Here is a 22,049-nt window from a genome sequence, read left to right on the forward strand (position 1 = left end):
GTCCTCGGGACGGGCTTGATCGGACGCGCCAGGAGTCATCGGGGCGCGGTGACGATCAGTAAGCGGCAGCAGCCTGAGCAGACATGCGACCCATCATGGTCCGGCTGATCGCCGGACACCAGTGAATTCCTACGGCTTGCGGGCGAGGGCGACCAGGAGGAGCTGACCGGCGCCGGTCAGGTTGAGCTTCTGCTCGTCCTCCGGCCACCAGGACGTCAGGTCGACGAGCTCGGGCGCGACCAGCTCGAGCCCGGCGACGAGCTCCGCGATCTCGTCCCGGGTCCGGAACCGCATGTGCGGGAACGCGTCCTGCAGCTTCTCCTCGATCGCGGTCGCGAACCCGGCCAGCCGGCCGCCGTCCCGCGGGTTGAGCGGATGCGTGAGCGCCAGGTAGGAGCCGGACGGTACGGCGGCCAGGTAGTCCGCGACGACCGGCACCGGGTCCGGCGTCGAGTGCAGGACCAGGCCGAGCAGGATCCCGACCGGGCGGCTCAGGTCGAGCGCCCCGGTCACGGACGGATGGGCGAGTACGGCGGCCGGGTCGTTGAGGTCCGCGTCGGCGAAGAAGCTGCGCTGCTCGTCGGCGAGCAGCGCCTGGCCGTGGGAGATCGCGGTCAGATCGTTGTCGACGTACACGACGGTCGCGGCCGGGTTGGCCCGGAGGGCGACGTCATGGGTGTTCTGCGCGGTGGGCAGCCCGGCGCCGAGGTCGAGGAACTGGTCGATCCGGCCCTCGGTGGTCATCCGGCCGATCGCGTCGGCCATCCAGCGGCGGTTCTGCCGGGTCAGCTCGGAGATCTCGGGCGCGATCTTCAGCAGTTCCTGGACGAACTGCCGGTCCACCTCGAAGTTGTTCTTGCCGCCGAGCAGCAGGTCGTACACCCGCGCCTGCGAGGCCCGTTCGAGATCGATGGTGGCCGGCTCGTCGGCACGCAGCGACCGGTGCGTGTCGTCGTACTCCGGCATCGCCGTACCTCGCTCCGTGATCCGATTCCGCCATGCGAAAAGCTGGATTGCCGGAAAGGTTATCCAGGTGAGCGCGGGAGCGGCGCACCGGGGCCGTGTCGTGGCGTGATGTGGACGCGCAGGCAGGCAGAAGTCCCGAGATCGGCGCATCCGGCCGCGCTAATCGGGGGTTTGCATGCGCGCACGTCCACCGATGAGTTTTCTCCGGCTCATTCGTCTCAACAGGTACCTACCAAGCAGGAGGCCCCCATGGCGAAGGTGCTGTACTCGGTGACGCTGTCGGTGGACGGCTTCATCACCGGCCCGGACGGCGACATGCAGTGGATGCGCCCGTATCTCGGCCCCAATCCGGAGGTCGACGACCTGCTCCCCCGGATCGGGTCGCTGCTGATCGGCCGCCGGTCGCACGACGGCGACGACCCGCACAAGGGCGAGGCCGGAGAGGGAGAGGCGTTCGGGGGCGGCTGGAGCGGACCGGCGTACGTCGTCACGCACCGGCCGCCGTCCGACCCGGAGGCCGGGGTCACGTACGTCGACGACTTCGCGAAGGCCCTCGCCCAGGCCAAGGAGGCGGCCGGCGACAAGTACGTGAACGTGATCGGCGCGAACATCGCCAAGCAGTGCATCGAGGTCGGCGAACTGGACGAGGTGCTGCTCTTCTATGCCCCGGTCATGCTGGGCGACGGCACCCGCCTGTTCGCCCAGTCCGGCGGACGAACCATCCGCCTCGAACGAACAAGCGTCACCGAAACCCCGCTGGCCACCAGTCTCTGGTTCAAGGTCGTCTAGAAGTCGACGGCGGCGGGATGCATGACCGCGCGGATCTCGACCGACCGCCCGGCGGCTCGCGCGTCCGGTAGCAGGCGCGCGAGCTCGACGGCCCGGTCACGGTTCTCCACGTCGATCACGTAGTACCCGTCGATCTTGGTCGGCTCGCGGTCGGGCAGCCGGACGGACAGTTGGGCATCCGCGAGCAGCTCGCCGCCGACCAGTTCACCGGCGTCGTGGGCGACTCGCTCGAACTCGTCGCGCTGCAGGCGTGCCTCACCGTCACCCTGCAGGATCAGTAGAAACTTCATCGGCGCTCTCCTCTCACAGGTACGACGGAGTCGAACGCGCAGTCTTGACATGATGTCCAGATGTTCGCCCGCACCGACCGGCTGATCCTGCGCCGTTTCAAGCCCACGGACGCCGAGCGGTTCGCCGCGTACCGCTCGGATCCGCAGGTTGCCCGCTTCCAGTCCTGGGATGCGCCGGTGCCGCTCGCCGAGGCGCAGCGGACGGTCGAACGGTTCGCACAAGGCGATCCGGAGGCGCCCGACTGGTTCCAGTACGCGGTCGACCTGGACGGTGTACTGATCGGCGATCTCGGCCTGAATCTGAACGAGAACCTGATGCAGGCCGACCTCGGGTTCACTCTCGCGTCGGAGTACCAGGGCCACGGGTACGCATCCGAGGCCGTACGCGGACTGCTCCACCACTTGTTCGTCGACCGCGAGTTGCACCGGGTCTCTGCCGAGTGCGACGCCCGCAACACCGCGTCGGCCCGGCTGCTCGAACGCGTCGGCTTCACCCGCGAAGGCGAGCGGCCGGCTAACACCTGGTTCAAGGGTGAGTGGACCGACGACTGGCTGTACGGGCTACTCCGGGACGACTACCTCAGCCGGCAGCCGCCCACGCCCGCGCAGTGAGGCTGATCGACCCGTCAACAGAGATCGGCAGGCGCGACCGTACGGCGTCCCGCAGCGCTTCCTGATCCGCCGGATCCAGACTGCGCAGGTACGCCGGCGCCACGCCCTGCCCGCCCAGGAACGGCTGCCAGTAGTCGTCGAACGACGCGAACTCCGTCGGTACGACGATCTCGCGCGTCCGCACCTCGGTGAACCCGGCCTCGCGGAACAGCCCCTCGAGGCCTTCCGGCGTACAGAACGGGAACCGGCGGCCCTCGTCGTGGTCCCGGTCCTGCGGGCGTACGTCGGCCATCGCGTCGAAGAAGTACCGCATCAGCTGCATGCCGCCGGCGTAGTCCCAGACGTAGACCGCGACCGTCGTGCTGATCTCGCGCATCCGGCGCAGCGCCTCGACCCGCTCGGGGATGAAGTTGAGCACCAGCCCGGCGACGACCACGTCGTACGGTCCGTCCGGGAGCTCGACCGCGGACCGGACCTCGAAGGCTGCCCGCGGATCGTTGACAGCCTGTTGCGCATAGCCGATGAAGCCCTCCGACGGGTCGACGCCGAGCACGGACGCCGGATCCGCCGCACCAAGGATCGTGCTGGTCAAGGCGCCCGTACCGCAGCCGACGTCGAGCCAGCGCAGTCCGCCCGGCTGCTGCAGCCAGCCGATGAACTCCGGCGCGACGAGGCGGCTCCAGCGGCCCACATACGACTCGTAGATTCCACCACTCGACCACTCGCTCACTTTCGCAGGATAGACGGCAGCGAGACCCCCGTCAGTCCTTCTGAGACCGTCCACAGCCGGGCGCTGGTCTCGGCATCGAGGGCAGCCTTGGGCGGCTTGGCCAAGGCGGTGGGGCCGACGAGGCCGAATCGTCCGGACGGGCCGTAGTACGCACCGTGCTCGGCCGCGGGGTCGGCCGCGGCGAACAACAGTGGCTCGGTGCCGGTCTCGACGCCCTGCGAAGGGAGCGGGGCGAGGCGGAACAGCAGTCGCGAGGCCAGCGGCATCCGGTCGCGGCCGAGGCTCGGTCCGGTGGTCTGCAGGTTGGTGTTCGTGAAGCCGGGATGGGCCGCGACGCTGCGCAGGCCCCAGCCGTGCTCGGTCGACAGCCGGGCGAGCTGGTTGCTCAGCATCAGGTCGGCGAGCTTCGACTGCGAGTACGCCGCCGTCGACCGGTAGCGGCGCTCCCACTGGAGGTCGTCGAAGTGGATCCGGCCGAAGTTCGCCGCACCGCTGGCCATCGTCGCGACCCGCGGGGCCGGGGCCGCCAGGATCAGCGGCAGCAGCCGGACGGTGAGCGCGAACGGGCCGAGGTAGTTCGAGCCGAACTGCAGCTCGAAGCCGTCCTTGGTGACCATGCGATCCGGCGGGTTCATCACGCCGGCGTTGTTCACCAGCAGGTCCAGGTGCGGCACGTCGGCGGTCAACTGGTCGGCGAACTCCTGGACCGAGGCGAGGTCGGCGAGGTCGATCCGCCGTACCTCGAGCTGGGCGCCCGGGTGCGCGGCGAGGATCTCGGCCTTCGCCGCCTCGCCCTTGGCGGGGGTCCGAACCGCCAGCACGACCCGCGCACCCGCGGCCGCGAGCCGCTTGGCGGCCTCCTTGCCGGTCCCGCTGTTGGCGCCGGTGACGACGGCGAGCTTGCCGGTCTGGTCGGGGACGTCGTACATGTTCCACACTCCATAAAAGACTGGTGGTCTCTTATGAGCGACATTATCAGACCGATGGTCCGATAACAACAGACCGATGGTCTGTAGACTGTGGGCATGACTTTTCAGCGCGCGCGCAGACCGGAGCAGCGGGCCGAGCGGCGCCGGGCGATCCTCGCGACCGCGGCCGCGATGCTGACCGAGATGCCGGTCGCGGACGTCAGCTTGAACGAGCTGAGTCGTCGCGTCGGCCTGGCGAAGTCGAACGTGCTGAACTACTTCGACTCCCGCGAGGCCGTCCTGCTCGAACTGTCGAGCAGCGAACTGTCGGCCTGGGTGCAGGACCTGGCGTCTGCTCTGCCGCACAAGGCACCCGAGGCTGAGGCGATCGACGAGCGGGCCGACCGGCTCGTCGCGACGATCGTCGGCGCGCTGGCGAAACGGCCGGTGCTCTGTGACCTGATCAGTACGCAGGCTGCGGTGCTGGAGCGGAACATCACGACCGAAACGGCGCTCACGTTCAAACGCGCGGCCTTGGTCGCGTACGAAGAGCTGATCACCGTGGTCGTCGGCGTACTGCCGGAGCTCGGCCCGGAGGGAGCGGGCCGGTTCATCGCCGCCGCGAGTTTGCTCGCGGGCGCGATCTGGACCCACTCCCATCCGGTGCCGGCGATCCTGGCCGCCTACGAGACCGACCCGGCGCTCAGCGCGATCCGGATGGAGTTCGAGCCGGCCATGACCGACGCCCTGCGGGCCTTGCTGTACGGCGCTCTACCCAGGGATCAGGGCAGGTAGTAGTTCGGGTTCGGGAGCTTGAAGGTGCGGTCGGCGAAACCACCCTTGAGGTCGGAGAACTGGTCGCCGAAGTTCGCGACGATCTCGTAGCCGAGCGACTCGATGTGCGCGCGGGTCGCCGACTTGTAGTGGATCGTCGTACAGGATCCGTTCGGGTCGCCGGCGCAGGCCTGCTTGAGGTAGTCCGGATAGTTGGCGACGGCCGGCTTGGTGAACAGGCCGTCCTCGCCGTTGCTCAGCGCGGTCGGCTTCGGGAACCCGGCGTCGACGCCGACACCGTCCGCGGTCAAGTTGCCCAGCGTCGCCTGCTCCTGCGCGGCGCCGCGGCCGGTCAGGAAGAAGATCGCGTATCCCTCACGCTCGGCCGTCTTCACCAGGTCGACCATGCCGGGAACGGCCGGGAACTTCTGGTTCAGCACGTACTCCGCGTTGGTGGCCGGGTTGTACGCCCAGTTGCTGGCGATCTCGTAGTTCCAGGTGGCCAGCGAGGTGTCGTCGACGTCCAGCAGGATCGCCTTCGTCTTGGTGGTGTGGTGGGGCAGCGAGATCCAGCGGGTCCCCGCGGCGGCGGCCTTCTGCGCTTCCTTCGCGTAGTTGCTGTCCGCCGCGAAGTTGCCGGTGCCGAGCGGGTCGCCGTAGTAGTTGCGCAACTGCTGACGCAGTACGTCGATGTTGGTGACCTGCTTCTCGCTGTGCGGTGTCGACGTCTGGATCGCCGGCTGCTGCGTCGCGGCACCGGCCGAGTACGCAACCCCGCCGACGACCGACGTCATCGCGACCGCGGCGACGCTGGTCAGAACCATGCGGCGGGACGGCCGGCGCCAGGAACGGAATGCCATGATGACCCCTCCAAGAACTGGAATTGCTTGCGAAGGCACGCTAACTCCATTCGGACCCGATGTACCTGCTGCACGCCGCAACTTCAGGGGAATCCTGCGTCCGCTCAAACCTGCTTCAGGTACCGGTGGCACGGGACCGGCAACGTTCCGCGTTCGACCGAGGCCGGATAGTCGAAGGGACCGCCGTCGGTCCAGCCGCTGCGTTCGTAGAACCGGCGCGCCCGCGTGTTGCCAGTGACCACGGCCAGCCAAGCTTCCTGGTGACCTCCTGCCTTCACCTGCCGCTCGGCTTCGGTGAGCAGCGTCCTGGCGACGCCCGATCCCCGATGGTCGCGTGCGACGTACACCTGCTCGACCTCGGCGCCGACCACCATGACGAACCCGGCGATCTCGTCATCGACGACGAGAACCGTGGTGTCCGCGACCCGTTGCGCGGCACGGGTCCAGAACGACTCCTTGGTCCGCAGCGCGACCAGTTCGTCGGGCACGTGTCCCAGGTGGCCGTCCTGCCAACCGGCGTACCAGATCGCAGCCACCGCATCGGCATCGTCAGCAACAGCAGGTCTCACAGTCATGCGGCCAGGGTAAGTGAACCCGGGACGCCCCTACGCTTGCTGCGTTCCGCTTCCCTCACGAAGGAGAACACGCCGTGGCCCCTGGTCTGATCCACGCCGACGATCCGTGCTTCTCCTGGACGGATTCGGTCGTCGAAGCCGTCAGCGAGACCACCAATCGCCTCGTCCGCTGGCGCGGCATCGACATCGTCCAGAAGCCGACGGGATGGACGCCGCGAGATCCCAAGGAGGATCTGCGGCAGCTGAGCAGTCCGCTGTTCCTGCCGGAAGAACACGCCGAGACGATCCGCGACGCACACGCCCGCAGCCAGGCCGGGCTCCCAGCGCGGGACTGGCCGAACCTGGTGCGGGCAACCGCGCACATGACTTCCCAGGCCGCCGGATTGAGCAGCCCGGAGCCCGACAACATCGGCGGAATCTGGGAGGCTGAGGCCTACCTGGACACCGGTCTGGCCGACGTCTGGACCCAGGAACGGCTGGCCAAGGTCTGGCCGAAGACCGAATCCGGGAAGTTCCTCCCCGCCGCAGACCTGCCGGACTTCACCTTCGCCGGCCGGGATCCGGCGGCTGCGTCTGCCGCCCGTGCGCTGCTGACCGAAGTCGTCCGGCAGCAGGGTGGTACGCCGGCAAGCTCGGAGGACTTCGCCGCGCTCTCGGACTGGATGCTCTCGGTGAAACCCGACCAGCGCTGGGAGGAGGTGATCGCGCTGCTTCCGGGAACCGACGAGCTGTCGGAGGGCGAGCGCTGGCGAGCGGTCGGCGCTCTCCGCCGCGACTTCTCCGCGGCGGTCGAGCAGGGCAAGCCGGAGCTCGCCGCCGACTCGGTACGGACGGTGGCCGAGAAGGTCGATCCCCTGCTCAGGAGGCTCACGCAGGATCCGGCCCTGGTCCCACTTACGCCGGGTCGTACGCAAGATTCGGGCGGAGCCAGCGTTCGACCTCAGCGACCGGGAGATTCCGCCGTACGGCGTAGTCCTCGATCTGATCGCGACCGAGGCGGCCGACGCTGAAGTAGCGCGACGCCGGGTGCGCGAAGATCAGACCGCTCACTGCCGCGGCCGGCGTCATCGCGAACGACTCGGTCAGCCCGAGGCCGATCTTGTCCGCCGCGAGCAGCTCGAACAGCTCCTGCTTCTCGCTGTGGTCCGGGCTCGCCGGGTACCCGAGGGCCGGCCGGATGCCGCGGAACCGCTCCGCGTGCAGGTCCTCCAGCACCGGCTGTGCGTCGGGCTCGAACCACGCCCGCCGCGCCTCCAGGTGGATCCACTCCGCGAACGCCTCCGCGAGCCGGTCGGCCAGCGCCTTCACCATGATCGCCCGGTAGTCGTCGTTGCGTTCCTCGTACGACTTCGCCAGCGCCTCCGCGCCGTGGATCGCGACCCCGAACCCGCCGAGGTGATCACCGGACGGCGCGATGTAGTCGGCGAGGCAGCGGTTGTCCCGCCCGGCCGGCTTCACGGTCTGCTGCCGCAGCATCGGGAACGACCGGTCCAGCCCGTCCAGGACGATGTCGTCGCCCTCGCTGTGCGCCGGCCAGAACCCGTACACGCCGTCGGCGGTGAAGGATCCGTTCGCGATGATCTCGTCCAGCAACGTGTTCGCGTCGTCGAACAGCTCGCGCGCGACCGGCTGGTCCAGGATCGCCGGGTACTTCCCCTTCAATTCCCAGGCCAGGAACAGGAACTGCCAGTCGATCATCTCGCGCAGCGTCTCGATCGACGGCGACACGTACCGCAGCCCGGTGAACTCCGGCACCGGAATCTCGCCGTACTCGACCGTCTCCTTGTTCGCCTGCGCTTCGGCCAGCGTCAGCATCGGTGCGCGCTGCTTGTTCGCGTGCTGCTCGCGCAACCGCTCCTGCTCAATACTGTTGCTCTTGGCAAGCGCTACGGCGCGGTCGGCGTCGAGCAGATCGGACACCACACCGACGACCCGCGACGCGTCCAGCACGTGCACAGTGGTGTTCTCGTACGCCGGTGCGATCCGGACGGCGGTGTGCTGCTTGGAGGTCGTCGCGCCACCGATCAGCAACGGGAGCTTCAGCCCGCGCCGCTGCATCTCGCCGGCCACCGACACCATCTCGTCCAGCGACGGCGTGATCAGCCCGGACAGGCCGACCGCGTCCGCGCCCTCGGCCACCGCGGTGTCGAGGATCCTTGCCGCCGGCACCATCACGCCGAGGTCGATCACCTCGTAGTTGTTGCAGCCGAGCACCACGCCGACGATGTTCTTGCCGATGTCGTGGACGTCGCCCTTCACGGTCGCGAGCACCACCTTGCCCTGCCCGCGGACGGCCTCGGCGCGGCCCTCGAGCCGGGCCTGCTCCTTCTCCGCCTCCATGAACGGCTCCAGGTAGGCGACCGAGCGCTTCATCACGCGCGCGCTCTTCACCACCTGCGGCAGGAACATCTTGCCGGCGCCGAACAGGTCGCCGACGACCTTCATGCCGTCCATCAACGGACCTTCGATCACTTCCAGCGGCCGCGGCAGCTTCTGCCGGGCCTCCTCGGTGTCGTCCTCGATGAAGTCGACGATGCCGTGCACGAGCGCGTGCGACAGTCGCTCCTCGACCGTGCCCTCACGCCAGGTCAGGTCGACCTCGCGCTGTTTGCCCTTTCCCTTCACGTTCTCGGCGAAGGCGACCAGGCGGTCGGTGGCGTCGTCGCGGCGGTTGAAGATGACGTCCTCGACCAGTTCCAGCAGGTCCTTCGGGATGTCCTCGTAGACCGCGAGCTGGCCGGCGTTGACGATTCCCATGTCCAGGCCGACCTGGCCGGCGTGGTACAGGAACGCGGAGTGCATCGCCTCGCGGACGATGTCGTTGCCGCGGAACGAGAACGACAGGTTCGAGATGCCGCCGCTGATGTGGACGCCCGGACAGCGCTCCTTGATCAGCGGCAGGGCGTCGATGAAGTTCTTGGCGTAGCCGTTGTGCTCGGACATGCCGGTCGCGACCGCGAGCACGTTCGGGTCGAAGATGATGTCCTCGGCCGGGAAACCGATGCCGGTCAGCAGGTCGTAGGCGCGTCCGCAGATCGCCACCTTGCGCTCGACCGTGTCGGCCTGGCCCTGCTCGTCGAAAGCCATCACGACCGCGCCGGCACCGTAGCTCATGATCCGGCGGGCTCGGTCGAGGAACTCCTCCTCGCCCTCCTTGAGGCTGATCGAGTTGACCACACCCTTGCCCTGCACGCATTTCAGGCCGGCCTCGAGCACGGTCCACTTCGAGCTGTCGACCATGATCGGGATCCGGGCCACCTCGGGCTCGGTCGCGATCAGGTTCAGGAACGTCGTCATCGCCTGCTCGCTGTCGAGCAGGTCGGCGTCCATGTTCACGTCCAGCAGGTTCGCGCCGCCGCGCACCTGCTCCAGCGCCACGTCGACCGCGGCCTGGTGGTTGTCGCCCTCGATCAGCCGCCGGAACTTCGCCGACCCGGTGACGTTCGTCCGCTCACCGATCATCACGAACCCGGTGTCGGCACCGATCTTGAACGGCTCGAGCCCGGAGAACCGGGTGGTGTGATCGGCCGGTACGACGGCGCGCGGCTGCAGAGGCTCTACGGCGGCCGCGATCTGCTTGATGTGGGCAGGCGTCGTACCGCAACAGCCGCCGACGATGTTGACGAGACCGGACTGCGCGAACTCCTCCAGCATGCCGGCGGTCTCGTCGGGCGTCTCGTCGTACCCACCGAAGGCGTTCGGGAGGCCGGCGTTCGGGTGCGAGGCGACGTACGTGTCGGCGAACCGGGCGAGGTCCGCGACGTGTGGTCGCATCTCGGCGGCGCCGAGCGAACAGTTCACGCCGACGACGAGCGGCTTGGCATGCTCGACCGAGCTCCAGAACGCCTCGACGGTCTGCCCCGACAGCGTCCGGCCACTCAGGTCGACGATCGTCACCGAGATCCACAGCGGCAGGTGCGGCGCGACCTCGCGGGCCGCGGCGACGGCGGCCTTGGCGTTCAGCGTGTCGAAGATCGTCTCGATCAGCAGCAGGTCGACGCCGCCCTCGGCGAGCGCCGCGATCTGCTCGGCGTACGCGTCCTTCACCTGCTGGAAGGACACAGCGCGGTACGACGGGTCCTCGACGCGCGGGCTCAGCGACAGGGTCACGTTCAGCGGGCCGATCGAACCGGCGACGAACCTGCCACCGAACTCGTCGGCCGCCTGGCGGGCCAGACGCGCGCCGGCGACGTTCATCTCGCGGACGTACTCCTGCAGGCCGTAGTCGGCCTGGCCGATGCTCGTCGCGGTGAACGTGTTCGTGGTGGTGATGTCCGCACCGGCCGCCAGATACTGCCGGTGGACGTCGAGGATCAGGTCCGGCCGGGTCAGGTTCAGCACGTCCGGGTCGCCGGTCACGTCGTGCGTATGGCTCCCGAAGCGATCGCCCTGAAAGTCGGCGGTCTGTAGCTTGGCGCCCTGCAGCATCGTGCCCCAGGCACCGTCAAGGACCGCGATCCGCTGATTCAGCAGCTCCCGCAGCGCGGCTTCACTCATCTGCCAACCCCTCCAGAAGAACTCTCCGGAGGCGCCCTTGCATCAGTGCTCCAGGTCGAGCGTGGCGGACCCGGGTCCGTTGCAGCGCCTCTCGGCCTGGATGCTCCATGTTAATGGCGTCACACTCAGCGCCAAGCGCATTGTCCACATTCTAGGACGGGCGTTCAATCAGTGGATAAGTTGCTGGATCGCCGGGGCGTAGAGCCCGGCGACGGTCTCCAGGTCGGCGGTGGCGATCGGGCCGGTCTTGTCGATCGCGATCGCGGCGCCGAGGCCGAGCAACTGCGCGGTGATCAGGCCCGCCCGGAGCTCGGCGTCCGGTCCGGTCAGCCGGGCGGCGAAGGCGCGGGTGACCTGGTCGCGGAAGTGCTCGCGGATCTGCGCCCGCTCGTCGGCCTTGCCGGCCGCGAACACGACCCGGACGAGCAGGTCCTGATCGTTCTCCCGGCGGTACTCGACGAGCGTGCGGACGGCGTGCTCACCAAGCCGCTCGTTCGGTGCGGCGAGCAGCAGCTGGGCCGCCTCGGTGAAGTCGGCGACCCGCTCGAACAGCGCTTCTTTGCCGCCGAAGTACTTGACGATCAGGGCGGCGCTGACACCGGCGTCCGCAGCGACCCCGCGCAGCGTGACCGCGTCGTACGACTCCCGTGCGAACGCCTTGCGCGCCGCGCGGAGGATCGTGGTCCGCCCCGGGTCGGTCACGTCCCTGTCACCTCACACTCACCTCGACCGGCACCGGCCGCCGCGCCGGGATGAACATCACCAGGCCCGCCGCGACCAGGGCCGAGATGCCGGCGACGACGAACACGATCAGGTACGCCGACAGCGCGGGCGCGACCCGGCCGCCCGAGGAGATCGTGACGCCGGCGAGCACGCTCGCGACGATCGTGCTGCAGATCGCCTGCCCGATCGTGCGCATCAGCGTGTTGAGGCCGTTCGCCGCGGCTGTTTCGGTCACCGGCACAGCATGCATGATCAACGCCGGAAGCGCCGAGTACGCAACGGCGGTTCCGGCGCTGACGACCGTTGCGCCGATCACGATCCCGGCGACGTTGCTGCTGGTGAAGAGGCGGACGACGTACCCGGCGGCCATCAGCACCGACGCGATCGCGAGCGTGAACCGCGGGCCGCGTGCGCTCGAGATCCGGGCCGACACCGGTGAGAGCAGCACCATCGCGACACCGCCCGGAAGCAGGCACAGGCCACTGACCACGATGGATTCGCCGAGACCGTAGCCGGTCCACGTCGGCTCCTGGACGAGCTGGGCGGTCGACAGCGAGTTGGCATAGAACGCGAATCCGATCAGCAGGGCGCCGAGGTTCGTGAAGAGAACGGCTGGGCGGGCGGACACGCGGAGGTCGACGAGCGGGCTCTTCGTACGCAGCTCGTACCAGCCCCACAGCGGGACCAGCAGGATCGCGGCGGCGGACAGGCCCACGATCGACGTCGTACTCCAGGCACTGCTCTTGGAGACCGCGAGCAGCAGGCAGACCAGGAACGCGCTCAGTCCGATGGCGCCGAGGATGTCGAACCGGCCGCTGGTGCGGATCGCGGACTCCGGCACGATCAGCAGCACCAGGACGATGTCGAGCACGCCGAGTCCGAGGTTGATCCAGAACATCGTGTGCCAGTTCGCGTACTCGACGACGAGCGTCGCGGCCGGGATGCCGAACGCGGCGCCGATGCCCAGGGTCGAGCTCATGATGGCGATTGACGGGATCACGCGGCGCGGCGGCAGCTCGTCGCGCAGGATGCTGATCCCGAGCGGCACTACCGCGACCGCGGCGCCCTGGAACGCACGGCCGACGATCAGCACGGTCAGGTCCGAGCTGCTCGCGCAGAGCAGTGAGCCAATCACCATCGACGACAGGGCGATCAGGAGGACGCGGCGCTTGCCGTACATGTCGCCGGCGCGGCCGAGCAGCGGCGTGAACACCGCGCCGGTCAGCAGCGTGACCGTGATCAGCCAGCTGACGTCGGCCGCCGGGCTGTGCGTGATCGCGGGGAGTTCGGGGAGGAGTGGTACGACGATGGTCTGGCTGATCGAGACCAGCACGCCGCAGAACGCTAGCGCTGCTAGGACCAGGCGTGGACGGGCAGCAGGACGGACGGTCACGCAGAGTCCTCACAGAGGTGAACGGTTGTTTACCCGGGCATCGTAAACGCTTGTTCACCCCGGTTGGAAGTGGACCGGGAAACCGCTCACCAATTGGCCCAGCGCGGTCGGCACTCAGTTGCCTACGGTGGCCACCATGAGGATCTTCATCGCCGGCGCCACCGGCGCAATCGGCCGCCGCCTCGTCCCCCTCCTACTCGCCGAGGGCCACCAGGTAACGGCGCTCACCCGCGGATCGAGTGGGACGGTGGGTGCTGGGGTGACGGCTGTTGTCGGGGATGTGTACGACGCTGCACGGCTCCGGGAGGTGGTTGCGGGGGCTCGGCCGGATGTGGTCATGCATCAGTTGACTGATCTGGCGTCGCGGGACTTCGCCGCGAACAGCCGGATCCGCCGCGAGGGCACGCGCAATCTGGTCGACGCAGCCCTGGCCGCCGGCGTACGGCGGGTTGTGTCGCAGAGCATCGCGTGGGCGTACGAGCCCGGCACGACACTCGCAACCGAATCCACTCCGCTCGACCTGCACTCCCCGGACGCCACCCGCCGCGCCACGGTCGAGGCGGTCGCCACCCTCGAGGCGATCACCGCCCAAGCACCCGGGTGGGTCGTACTCCGCTACGGCATGCTCTACGGCCCCGACACCTGGTACACCAAGGGCGCCCTGATGGCCGACCTCGCCACCACCGGCAACCTCCCCACCGGCCCCGACATCACCAGCTTCCTCCACATCGACGACGCCGCCACAGCCGCAGCAGCCGCCCTCACCTGGCCCACCGGCCCCGTCAACATCGTCGACAACACCCCCGCCCCCGCCTCAACCTGGTCCCCCGCGTTCGCCCAGTCCATCGGCATCTCCCCCGACGTACCCACTGAGGCGAGCGCCGCGCGTACGCCGTGGGCTCGTGGGGCGTCCAACGCGTACGCGCATTCGCTCGGCTGGGTGCCCACTCACCCGACCTGGCGTACCGGCTTCGGGTCCTGAGTCGAGGACAAAGAGATCGGGCCCGGCGCTCCGAGGGGGAGGGGGAGCGTCGGGCCCGATCTGGGCGGTCCGCCGGCAGCGGGGGGTGGCGCTGAGGTCAGCGGACCGGGCCTGTGATGAGTTCGATGGTTGCCTTGTGGGTCTGGCCGGACTGGTCGGTCCAGCCGACCTCGACCTTGTCGCCCGGGTGCTGCTTGTTGAGCAGCTCGGACAGGGTGTCGGGCGAGGCGACGGTGTGTCCGGCGAAGGAGGTGATCACGTCACCGGCCTCCAGACCGGCCTCGTCCGCGTGACCGTCCGCGACCACGTCGCCGACGACCGCTCCACTGGTACCGGTGCTGGTCACGACCGAGACTCCGAGCATCGCCGAATCGCCGATGTGTACGTCGGCCGACGCCTTCCCGTCCTCGATCTGCTCGGCGATGTCGAGCGCCTGGTTGATCGGGATCGCATACCCCTCGGTCGTCGTCCCGGACCCGTTCCCCTGTCCCGACCCGTCACCAGACCCGTTCCCGGATCCATCACCCGAGCCGTCCCCGTAGCCGTTCCCAGAGCCGTCGCCCGAGCCGTTCCCGTCGCCATTGCCGGAGCCGTTGCCGAACGGGAAGCCGCCGGTCCCGTTCCCGTCGCCGTAGCCGTTGCCGGTGTTGTTGCCGTCGCCCCAGGCGGCGAGCGTGGCGGTGGCCGCCTGCGCGGTGGACGCTGAGGTCTGTCCCGGACGGCCCTGGCCGCCGTTGTTGCCGCCGTTGCCGGCCACGTCGACGCCGATCACCTCGCCGTTCGCGTTCACCAGCGGGCCGCCGGAGTCGCCGGCCTGGATGTTCGCGTCGGTCTGGATCAGGTCCTCCAGGTTCTCCGGGTCCTGTCCGTTCTCGTCGGTCGCGGTGATCGACTGGTTCAGCCCGGTCACCTTCCCGGCCGCGTAGCTCGGCTCACCGCCGTCGCCGCCCGCATTCCCGACCCCGACCACCTGGTCGCCGAGCTTCACCTGGTCGGAGTTCCCGGTCTTGGCGGTCTCCAGCCCGGATGCGTCCTTCAGCTTCAGTACGGCGATGTCATGCTCCTCGTCGTACCCGACGACACTCGCGCTGTACGTCTTCCCGTTGCCGACGTCCGTCACGCTGATCGACGTCGCGCCCTCGATCACGTGGTGATTGGTGAGGACCTCGCCGTCGGAGGTGAGCACGATCCCGGTGCCGGCCGCTCGCGCGTTCTCGTACCCGAGGACGGTGTTCACGTCGACCAGGCCCGGCGACACCTTCGCTGCCACGGCCGCCGGGTCGAACGCCTGCTGCGACAGCTGCGAGCTGTTCGCGCCGGTGCGCTGGTCGATGCCCCAGGCAACCGACCCGGCGACCAGCACCGCGGCCAGCCCGAGCGCCCCGGCGCCTAGCAGTCGCCGCCCGCGCTTCTTCGGCGGCTGCGGCGGAGGACCGAACGGATACGGCGCCCCGAACTGCGGCCCGTACTGCGGCGGCCCGTACTGCGGCACCTGCTGGTACTGCGAATACTGCTGCTGCCCGTACTGCGGCCCGTACGACTGACCCTGCTGCTGCCCGCCTTGCGGCGCCTGTCCGCCGTTGTACGGTCCCGGTCCAGCGCTCTCGTTCATCTGGTGTCGCCCTCCTCGGCAAGTTCCCTCTGCCTTCGAGTAGAGCTCGCCAGACTGAGAACTCCATCGGGCCTGCCAATGAATCAGCTGAGAATCCGCTCCACCGCCATCACGACGGCCGTCCGCCGGAGCAACCGGTCGGGCAGCTCCGCGCCGTACTCCGGGTTCATCGACGACCAGCTCGTCGCGATCGCCTGGATCAGCGACAGCAGACTGACCGGGGTGAACCGGCGCGACACCACCCGGCGCCGTATCCCCCGCTGAATCTCGTCCAGCCGGCGCTGATTGACCGCGACGATCGCCTCCAACGGCTGACCGTCCGGCCGCTCGAGCCGGTACCAGACCGACAGCCGGAGCCGGTCCGGATGCTCCTCGAAGTAGTCGAACACCCGGCCTGCGTACGACGGCAGGTCGTCGACGTCGAATCCGACCTCGTCCAGGTACTTCTCCACCGACGCACTGAACACCGCGTCGAACAGGTCGTCCTTGTTCCCGAAGTAGGCGTACAGCATCGCCTTGTTGCACTCGGCCACCTCGGCGATCCGGCTCACCCGCGCACCGCCGATCCCGCGCGCGGCGAACTCCTCGGTGGCCGCCTCCAGGATGCGGGCCCGGGTCCGGTCTGCATTCCGTTGCTGCATACGGCGACCTTACCAACCAACCGGTTGGTTGATTTCCAACCAACTGGTTGGTTAGATAGATCGCGTATCCAACCAAACGGTTAGTTAGGAATGGCAATGAGCAAGATCTGGCTGGTCACCGGCAGCTCGCGCGGCCTGGGTCGCGCGCTGACCGAGGCGGTGCTGGCGGCCGGCGACCGCGTCGTCGGCACGGCCCGCAAACCCGAGCAACTCGACGACCTGGTGACGAAGTACGGCGACCAACTGCGGGCGGTCGCCCTCGATGTGACGGACGCCGACGCCGCGCGCGCCGCCGTACGGACCGCGGTGCAGGAGTTCGGCGGGCTGGACGTGGTGGCGAACAACGCCGGTTACGCGAACAGCGCGTCGATCGAGGAGATGGCCGACGACGACTTCCGGGCGCAGGTCGAGACCAACCTGTTCGGTGTGGTCAACGTGACGAAGGCCGCCCTGCCGGTGTTCCGGGAGCAGCGCAGCGGGCACTTCCTGCAGTTCTCGTCGATCGGTGGACGGGCCGGTGGGACGCCCGGCATGGGTGCGTACCAGACCGCGAAGTTCGCCGTCGAAGGTTTCTCCGAGGTGCTGAACAACGAGGTGCGCCCGTTCGGTGTGAAGGTGACGATCGTCGAGCCGGGCGGTTTCCGGACCGACTGGGGCGGCTCGTCGATGCAGCTCGCCGAGGTGCACCCGGACTACGAGTCCACCGTCGGCGAGATGCATCGGCGCCGCCTGGAGACCGACGGCAAGCAGCCCGGCGACCCGGCCAAGGCCGCGCAGGCGATCCTCGAGATCGTCGGCCTCGACAACCCGCCGCTCCGGCTGCTGCTCGGCAGCGACGCCCTCAAGCTCGCCGAGACCGCGTCGACCTCCCGAGCCGCCGAAGCCACCGCCTGGGCCCACCTCACCACCTCAACCGACTTCGACTGACGCGAATGCCCCCGGCGATCACCACCCGCCAACTGGTGGGTGGGCGTCCGGGAAGGTGGGTTTACGTCCGAGATCCGGTGCGCAAACCCTGCATCTCGGACGTCAACCCAGCAAATGCAACAGCAGGCCGGGAGCGGCGCTATCCGCGCAGGTCGTGGAAGAACTCGCGGACGTCACTCACCAGCAGGTCCGGCTCTTCCAGGGCTGCGAAGTGGCCGCCGTGGTCGACCTCGGTCCAGCGAGTGATCGTGTTCGAGGTCTCGCAGTACCGGCGGATCGCGACGTCGTGCGCCATCGCGAGGACGGCCGTCGGGACGCCGGAGTTCGGCCGCGGCGACCAGTCGCGCGGCTGCGCGTACCCGATGTAGGCCGCCGACCCGCCGGTCCCGGTCAGCCAGTACATCATCACGTTCGTCAGCAGCCGGTCCTTGCTGATGGTTGCCTCCGGCAAGGTCTCGGCCGGGTACGTCCAGGACTTGAACTTGTCCATGATCCAGGCCAGTTGCGCGACCGGCGAGTCGACCAGGCCGTAGCCCAGCGTCTGCGGCCGGGTCGACTGGATCGAGATGTAGCCGAACTCGTCCTTCATGAACTGCCCGATCCGCGCCATCTTGTCCTGCTCCAGCGGCGTCAGCGTCTGCAGTTCCTCCTCGGACATCTGCAACGGCGGCAGGTTCGTCCCGCCGTTCGTGTGGACGCCGACCACATGCTCCGGAGCGGCCCGCCCGACCTCGGGTGACACCGATCCACCCAGATCCCCACCCTGTACGCCGTACCGCTCGTAACCGAGCTCCCTCATCAGCGCTGCCCACACCCGTCCGATCCGCGGGAAGGTCCAGTTGTCGTCCGCCGTCGGCCCGGAGAACCCGAACCCGGGCAGCGCCGGGATCACCACATGGAACGCATCCGAAGCCTGCCCACCAAAGGCGACCGGATCGGTCAGCGGCCCGATCAGGTCGAGGAACTCGACGATCGACCCCGGCCAGCCGTGCGTCAGCATCAGCGGCAGCGCATCCGGCTCCGCGGACCTGACATGGATGAAGTGGATCCGCTGACCCTCGATCTCGGTCGTGAACTGCGGGTACGAATTCAGCTCCTTCTCGGCGGCGCGCCAGTCGTACGACGTACGCCAGTAGTCGACCAGCGACGAAAGCCAGGAGACCGGTACGCCGGTGTTCCAGTCGTCGCCGGGAAGCGGTGCGGGGAGCCGGGTGCTCGCCAGCTTGGCGGCGAGTTCGTCGAGCGTGCTCTGCGGGATGTCGATGCTGAACGGCTTGATCATGTCCCCAACTCTGTCACCCACCTAGGACAGCTTCAGTCCTAAGAAGGTGACAGAATTCAAATCATGATCGAGACCTCGGCACGACTGCTGAAGCTCCTCTCCCTGTTGCAGCAGCCCAAGGAGTGGAGTGGCACCGCTCTGGCCGGCGAGCTCGGCGTCGGGGTTCGGACAGTACGGCGGGACGTCGACAAGCTCCGCAACCTCGGCTATCCCGTCGACGCGATCCCCGGTGTCGCCGGCTACCGCCTCGGCGCCGGCGCCGCACTCCCCCCGCTGCTGCTCGACGACGAGGAAGCGATCGCGGTCGCCATCGGACTGCGTGCCGCGGCGAGCGGGACCGTGGCGGGCACCGAGGAGTCGTCGGTCCGCGCGCTGACGAAGCTCGAACAGGTCCTGCCGTCGCGGCTCCGTCATCGGATCGAGCTCCTCCAGCAGATCGCCGTGACGCCCTCGGGCGGTCCGTCCGTGCAACCCGACGTACTGCTTGCGGTCGCGGCCGCGTGCCGGGACCATCAGCGGCTGCGGTTCGACTACAGCAACCACGACGGTACGGCGACCACGCGGACGACCGAGCCGCATCGGCTCGTGCACACCGGGCGGCGGTGGTACCTGGTCGCATGGGATCTCGACCGCGACGACTGGCGGACCTTCCGCGTCGACCGGGTCGAGCCGCGCATCCCGACCGGCCCGCGGTTCACCCCGCGCGAGGTACCTGATCTCACGACCACGAACCGCGGCGTCGCGTACGGCGGCTACCGCTACCAGACACGACTGCTCGTCCACGCCCCGGTCGAGCAGGTCGCGGACAAGTTCGGGCCGAACGTCGCCACGGTGACGTCTGTCGACGCGACGACGACGCTGGTCGAGACCGGGGCCAACTCGCTCGAGCAACTCGCGCTGCACCTCGGCCTGCTCGGCTACCCGCTCGAGATCCAGTCGCCGCCGGAGTTGATCGACCACATCCGCGAGCTCACGACGCGCCTGGCAGCGGCGATTCCGGCGTCCTGACCGGTACCGTTCAAGGATGCAGGATCGGTACGTCGAGACCGTGCTGGGTCGGATCCGCTTGCGTGTCGACGGGTCGGGGCCCGCGATGCTGTTCTGGCCGAGTCTCTTGATGGACGGCACACTGTGGTCCGCCCAGGCCGCGCATTTCGCGGACCGCTTCCAGGTGATCCTGGTCGATCCGCCCGGGCACGGCGGCAGCGATCCGCTGACCGGGCCGTTCACGTTCGAGCAGTGCGCCGAGGTGATCCTGGCGATCATCGACGACCTGCAGGTCGAAAAGGTGCACCTGATCGGCAACAGCTGGGGCGGGATGATCGGCGGCACCTTCGCGGCGTTGCATCCGGACCGGATCGGCATCGCCGTACTGATGAACGCCACCGCGTCACCGGCCGGCCGACGACAGAAGGTCGAGTACGGCGTCCTGATCCGTGCGGCGCAGCTCCTCGGCGGGATGCGGGGGCCGCTCACCGGGCCGGTGCGCGACGCCTTCCTCGGCCCGACCGCGAAACGCGAGAAGCCCGAGGTCGTTGCCACGGTCAACGAACTCGCACGCAAGGTGGACATCTCGTCCGGGCGGCACGCCGTCATCAGCGTGGTGCCGCACCGTCCCGATCAGCGCGCGCTGCTCGGAAGGATCCGGACGCCGGTTCTGGTGGTCGCAGGTGCGGAGGACGCCACCTTCCCGGTCGCCGAGACCGAGGAGATGGCGGATTCCATCCCCGGCGCGAGGTTCGTCGTACTCGAGCAGTCCGCCCACCTGGCGGCCCTCGAGTCCCCGAAAGAGGTCAACGCCCTGATCGACGATTTCCTCGCCGATCAGAGCGCGACCTCCTCCTAAAATCAGCTGACGACGGCCCCGGTCTTCGGGTCCAGGATCAGCTTCTGCTTGCTCGGCCGCCAGAAGTCGAACAGGCCGGTCAGGCTGCCGGCCCGCTGGTCGAACGAGTGGTCGCCGATCCGGCCGGTCCGCCAGTTGTCCTCGATGAACTTCAGGACCGAGGTCTGGTCGGTCAGCGAGTGATCGACGTAGTTGGTCTTCGCGTACGGCGAGACCACCAGCAGCGGCAGGCGCGGGCCGTAGCCACAGCGGTCGGCGTAACCACCTGCCACCGAGGTGTGCCCACACAGTGCCGACTGGTCCAGCGCGGCGTCCTGAGACCCGTTCACCACCGGGGGTTTCACGTGGTCGTACCAGCCGTCGGAGTCGTCGTACGCGATCACGACCGCGGTCGACGACCATTCCTTCGACTTCTGCAACTGGTTGAGCTCCTTGACGACGAACGCCTGCTCGTCCAGCGGGTCGGAGTACCCGGCGTGGCCGTCCTGATACTCGCCGGCCTTCAGGAAGCTGACCGCCGGCAGGTTGTTCGCCGCCAGGGCCGCGTCGAAGTCCGACGTGTCGTACTGGTGGTTGGCCTGGTCGGTGTGACCGATGGCGGCCACCGACGTCGGCGGCAGGTGCTTCGGATTCGCCGTCGACTTGTAGTACTGGAACGGCTCGTGGTGCGGGCTGTAGTCGTTCACCGCGTTACCGCCGACGTTCGTGTGCTGCGCGCCGCAGACCGCCTTGCCGTTAGCAGTTCCGGTCGGCTTGAAGCCGCCCTGGAACCAGCCCCAGCTGACGTTGCGCTGGTTGAGCAGGTCGCCGATGTTCTGCCCATGCATCCCGGCGAGATTGTTGGTGGACTTGCCGTTGTTGTTGGAGCAATCGTCGTAGATCGGGTCGGGGTCGTTGGTGATCGTCCCGATGCCGTTCGCGTCCGGCGACTGTACGGCGTACGCGTCGGTGGTCGGCTGCCCCGTCTTCGGGTCGTACGCCTGGCCGCCGTGGGTCTGCCCGGAGATCAGGTTCAGCGCGCCCGGGGTCGACGGTCCGTAGACCGTGTCGAACGAGTTGTCGCTCATCGCGTAGTGCTGGGCGTAGTTCCACAACCCGGTGACGGTGTTGCCGTCGTAGTAGTCCATCACCAGGCCCGGCTCGCCGAACAGCACCGGCTGACCGGTGCACTTGTCGGTCTCGGTGTTCTCGACGAACTTGTCCAGTTTGCCGCCGTTGACGGCCTTCTGCTCCGGCCCGTAGCCGTGGTTCTGGTCGCAGGTCAGCGCCTGGGACGGCGCCAGCCGCTTCGGGTTGTAGGCGTTCGGGTTGTCCGTCAGCAGCTTCTTGGACAGACCGTTCACCTTGGGCGTGTGCCGGGCCGCCGTGAACGACGTACCGTCCGCGTTGGTCGCGTTCGGGTACGTCCCGAAGTAGTGGTCGAACGAGATGTTCTCGCCGAAGATCACCACCACGTGCTGGATCGGCGTGGTCGTTCGAGCCGGGTGGTACGAAGCGGCGTCGGCCGCCGTGAACGCCGCACCGGCGTTGGTCACCTGATGGGTAGCGCCGGGGGCGCCACAGGCGGCCAGCAACAAGCCCGTCGCAGCCGCAACGGCTGTAGCAGCGACAGGAAGTCTTGCGCGCATGCCTTCTCCTCCTG

At 68.5% G+C, this 22,049-nt stretch carries 21 protein-coding genes and 1 riboswitch; of the genes, 8 read left to right on the top strand and 13 right to left on the bottom strand.

Annotated elements, in window-relative coordinates:
• Window positions 1–129 precede the first annotated feature (129 nt).
• Window positions 130–966, bottom strand: coding sequence for an SAM-dependent methyltransferase (locus EV649_RS16655; RefSeq protein ID WP_130384348.1), 837 nt, complete (start codon window positions 964–966; stop codon window positions 130–132).
• Between the two features lie 249 nt (window positions 967–1,215).
• On the opposite strand from EV649_RS16655, the gene EV649_RS16660 reads away from it, so the two are divergent.
• The gene (locus EV649_RS16660; RefSeq protein WP_130384349.1) at window positions 1,216–1,755 is read left to right on the top strand and encodes a dihydrofolate reductase family protein; all 540 of its coding nucleotides are present in this window, start codon (window positions 1,216–1,218) and stop codon (window positions 1,753–1,755) included.
• Here the strand turns inward: EV649_RS16660 and EV649_RS16665 are convergent.
• Window positions 1,752–2,045: a hypothetical protein gene (locus EV649_RS16665; protein WP_130384350.1), complete on the bottom strand. Its 294-nt coding sequence runs from the start codon at window positions 2,043–2,045 to the stop codon at window positions 1,752–1,754. The two genes, EV649_RS16660 and EV649_RS16665, sit on opposite strands and share 4 nt — an antisense overlap.
• Window positions 2,046–2,105: 60 nt before the next feature.
• On the opposite strand from EV649_RS16665, the gene EV649_RS16670 reads away from it, so the two are divergent.
• Window positions 2,106–2,657, top strand: a complete 552-nt coding sequence (locus EV649_RS16670; protein WP_130384351.1) for a GNAT family N-acetyltransferase — start codon at window positions 2,106–2,108, stop codon at window positions 2,655–2,657.
• Here EV649_RS16670 and EV649_RS16675 read toward each other — a convergent pair.
• Together EV649_RS16675 and EV649_RS16680 are read right to left on the bottom strand one after the other, a co-directional pair.
• Entirely contained in the window at window positions 2,626–3,387 is a 762-nt protein-coding gene (locus tag EV649_RS16675) for a class I SAM-dependent methyltransferase (RefSeq protein WP_130384352.1), read from the bottom strand. The two genes, EV649_RS16670 and EV649_RS16675, sit on opposite strands and share 32 nt — an antisense overlap.
• Window positions 3,384–4,316: an SDR family oxidoreductase gene (locus EV649_RS16680; protein ID WP_130384353.1), complete on the bottom strand. Its 933-nt coding sequence runs from the start codon at window positions 4,314–4,316 to the stop codon at window positions 3,384–3,386. The genes EV649_RS16675 and EV649_RS16680 overlap by 4 nt, the downstream gene beginning before the upstream one ends.
• A 96-nt stretch (window positions 4,317–4,412) precedes the next feature.
• Here EV649_RS16680 and EV649_RS16685 point away from each other — a divergent pair, with 96 nt between their 5' ends.
• Complete coding sequence (locus tag EV649_RS16685; RefSeq protein ID WP_130384354.1) at window positions 4,413–5,090, top strand: TetR/AcrR family transcriptional regulator; 678 nt, start codon at window positions 4,413–4,415, stop codon at window positions 5,088–5,090.
• On the opposite strand, the gene EV649_RS16690 is transcribed toward EV649_RS16685, so the two are convergent.
• Complete coding sequence (locus EV649_RS16690; protein ID WP_130384355.1) at window positions 5,078–5,929, bottom strand: HAD family acid phosphatase; 852 nt, start codon at window positions 5,927–5,929, stop codon at window positions 5,078–5,080. The genes EV649_RS16685 and EV649_RS16690 overlap by 13 nt on opposite strands.
• A 104-nt stretch (window positions 5,930–6,033) precedes the next feature.
• The gene (locus tag EV649_RS16695; protein WP_130384356.1) at window positions 6,034–6,504 is read right to left on the bottom strand and encodes a GNAT family N-acetyltransferase; all 471 of its coding nucleotides are present in this window, start codon (window positions 6,502–6,504) and stop codon (window positions 6,034–6,036) included.
• A 74-nt stretch (window positions 6,505–6,578) separates the two neighbouring features.
• On the opposite strand from EV649_RS16695, the gene EV649_RS16700 reads away from it, so the two are divergent.
• Window positions 6,579–7,514: a hypothetical protein gene (locus EV649_RS16700; RefSeq protein WP_130384357.1), complete on the top strand. Its 936-nt coding sequence runs from the start codon at window positions 6,579–6,581 to the stop codon at window positions 7,512–7,514.
• Here the strand turns inward: EV649_RS16700 and metH are convergent.
• The 3 genes from metH to EV649_RS16715 all read right to left on the bottom strand — a co-directional run bounded on the left by metH (window position 7,399) and on the right by EV649_RS16715 (window position 13,117).
• Window positions 7,399–11,001, bottom strand: a complete 3,603-nt coding sequence (metH, locus tag EV649_RS16705) for a methionine synthase (RefSeq protein ID WP_130384358.1) — start codon at window positions 10,999–11,001, stop codon at window positions 7,399–7,401. The two genes, EV649_RS16700 and metH, sit on opposite strands and share 116 nt — an antisense overlap.
• 22 nt (window positions 11,002–11,023) lie before the next feature.
• Window positions 11,024–11,100, bottom strand: a riboswitch (S-adenosyl-L-homocysteine riboswitch).
• A gap of 69 nt (window positions 11,101–11,169) precedes the next feature.
• A complete protein-coding gene (locus EV649_RS16710; RefSeq protein ID WP_130384359.1) occupies window positions 11,170–11,703 on the bottom strand; it encodes a TetR family transcriptional regulator in 534 nt (177 codons plus the stop codon).
• A gap of 7 nt (window positions 11,704–11,710) precedes the next feature.
• Window positions 11,711–13,117, bottom strand: coding sequence for an MFS transporter (locus EV649_RS16715; protein ID WP_130384360.1), 1,407 nt, complete (start codon window positions 13,115–13,117; stop codon window positions 11,711–11,713).
• A gap of 136 nt (window positions 13,118–13,253) precedes the next feature.
• Here EV649_RS16715 and EV649_RS16720 point away from each other — a divergent pair, with 136 nt between their 5' ends.
• Entirely contained in the window at window positions 13,254–14,099 is an 846-nt protein-coding gene (locus EV649_RS16720) for an NAD(P)-dependent oxidoreductase (protein WP_130384361.1), read from the top strand.
• A 97-nt stretch (window positions 14,100–14,196) separates the two neighbouring features.
• Here the strand turns inward: EV649_RS16720 and EV649_RS16725 are convergent, their stop codons facing one another.
• Window positions 14,197–15,711: a trypsin-like peptidase domain-containing protein gene (locus EV649_RS16725; RefSeq protein WP_130384362.1), complete on the bottom strand. Its 1,515-nt coding sequence runs from the start codon at window positions 15,709–15,711 to the stop codon at window positions 14,197–14,199.
• Between the two features lie 83 nt (window positions 15,712–15,794).
• On the bottom strand, window positions 15,795–16,352 hold the full coding sequence (locus EV649_RS16730) for a TetR family transcriptional regulator (protein WP_130384363.1): 558 nt from the start codon (window positions 16,350–16,352) through the stop codon (window positions 15,795–15,797).
• 96 nt (window positions 16,353–16,448) lie between these two features.
• On the opposite strand from EV649_RS16730, the gene EV649_RS16735 reads away from it, so the two are divergent.
• Window positions 16,449–17,279 (top strand): oxidoreductase, encoded by an 831-nt coding sequence (locus tag EV649_RS16735; protein ID WP_130384364.1) that lies wholly within the window; start codon window positions 16,449–16,451, stop codon window positions 17,277–17,279.
• A gap of 139 nt (window positions 17,280–17,418) precedes the next feature.
• On the opposite strand, the gene EV649_RS16740 is transcribed toward EV649_RS16735, so the two are convergent.
• Window positions 17,419–18,561 (bottom strand): epoxide hydrolase family protein, encoded by a 1,143-nt coding sequence (locus EV649_RS16740; RefSeq protein WP_130384365.1) that lies wholly within the window; start codon window positions 18,559–18,561, stop codon window positions 17,419–17,421.
• A 63-nt stretch (window positions 18,562–18,624) separates the two neighbouring features.
• Here EV649_RS16740 and EV649_RS16745 point away from each other — a divergent pair, with 63 nt between their 5' ends.
• Complete coding sequence (locus tag EV649_RS16745) at window positions 18,625–19,569, top strand: YafY family protein (RefSeq protein WP_130384366.1); 945 nt, start codon at window positions 18,625–18,627, stop codon at window positions 19,567–19,569.
• A 16-nt stretch (window positions 19,570–19,585) separates the two neighbouring features.
• Entirely contained in the window at window positions 19,586–20,407 is an 822-nt protein-coding gene (locus EV649_RS16750) for an alpha/beta hydrolase (RefSeq protein WP_130384367.1), read from the top strand.
• A 2-nt stretch (window positions 20,408–20,409) separates the two neighbouring features.
• Here EV649_RS16750 and EV649_RS16755 read toward each other — a convergent pair whose 3' ends face one another.
• Window positions 20,410–22,035: an alkaline phosphatase family protein gene (locus tag EV649_RS16755; protein WP_130384368.1), complete on the bottom strand. Its 1,626-nt coding sequence runs from the start codon at window positions 22,033–22,035 to the stop codon at window positions 20,410–20,412.
• Between the last annotated feature and the right edge of the window lie 14 nt (window positions 22,036–22,049).

It is taken from the genome of Kribbella sp. VKM Ac-2569 (genome assembly GCF_004216905.1).
Classification (GTDB): Bacteria; Actinomycetota; Actinomycetes; order Propionibacteriales; family Kribbellaceae; genus Kribbella.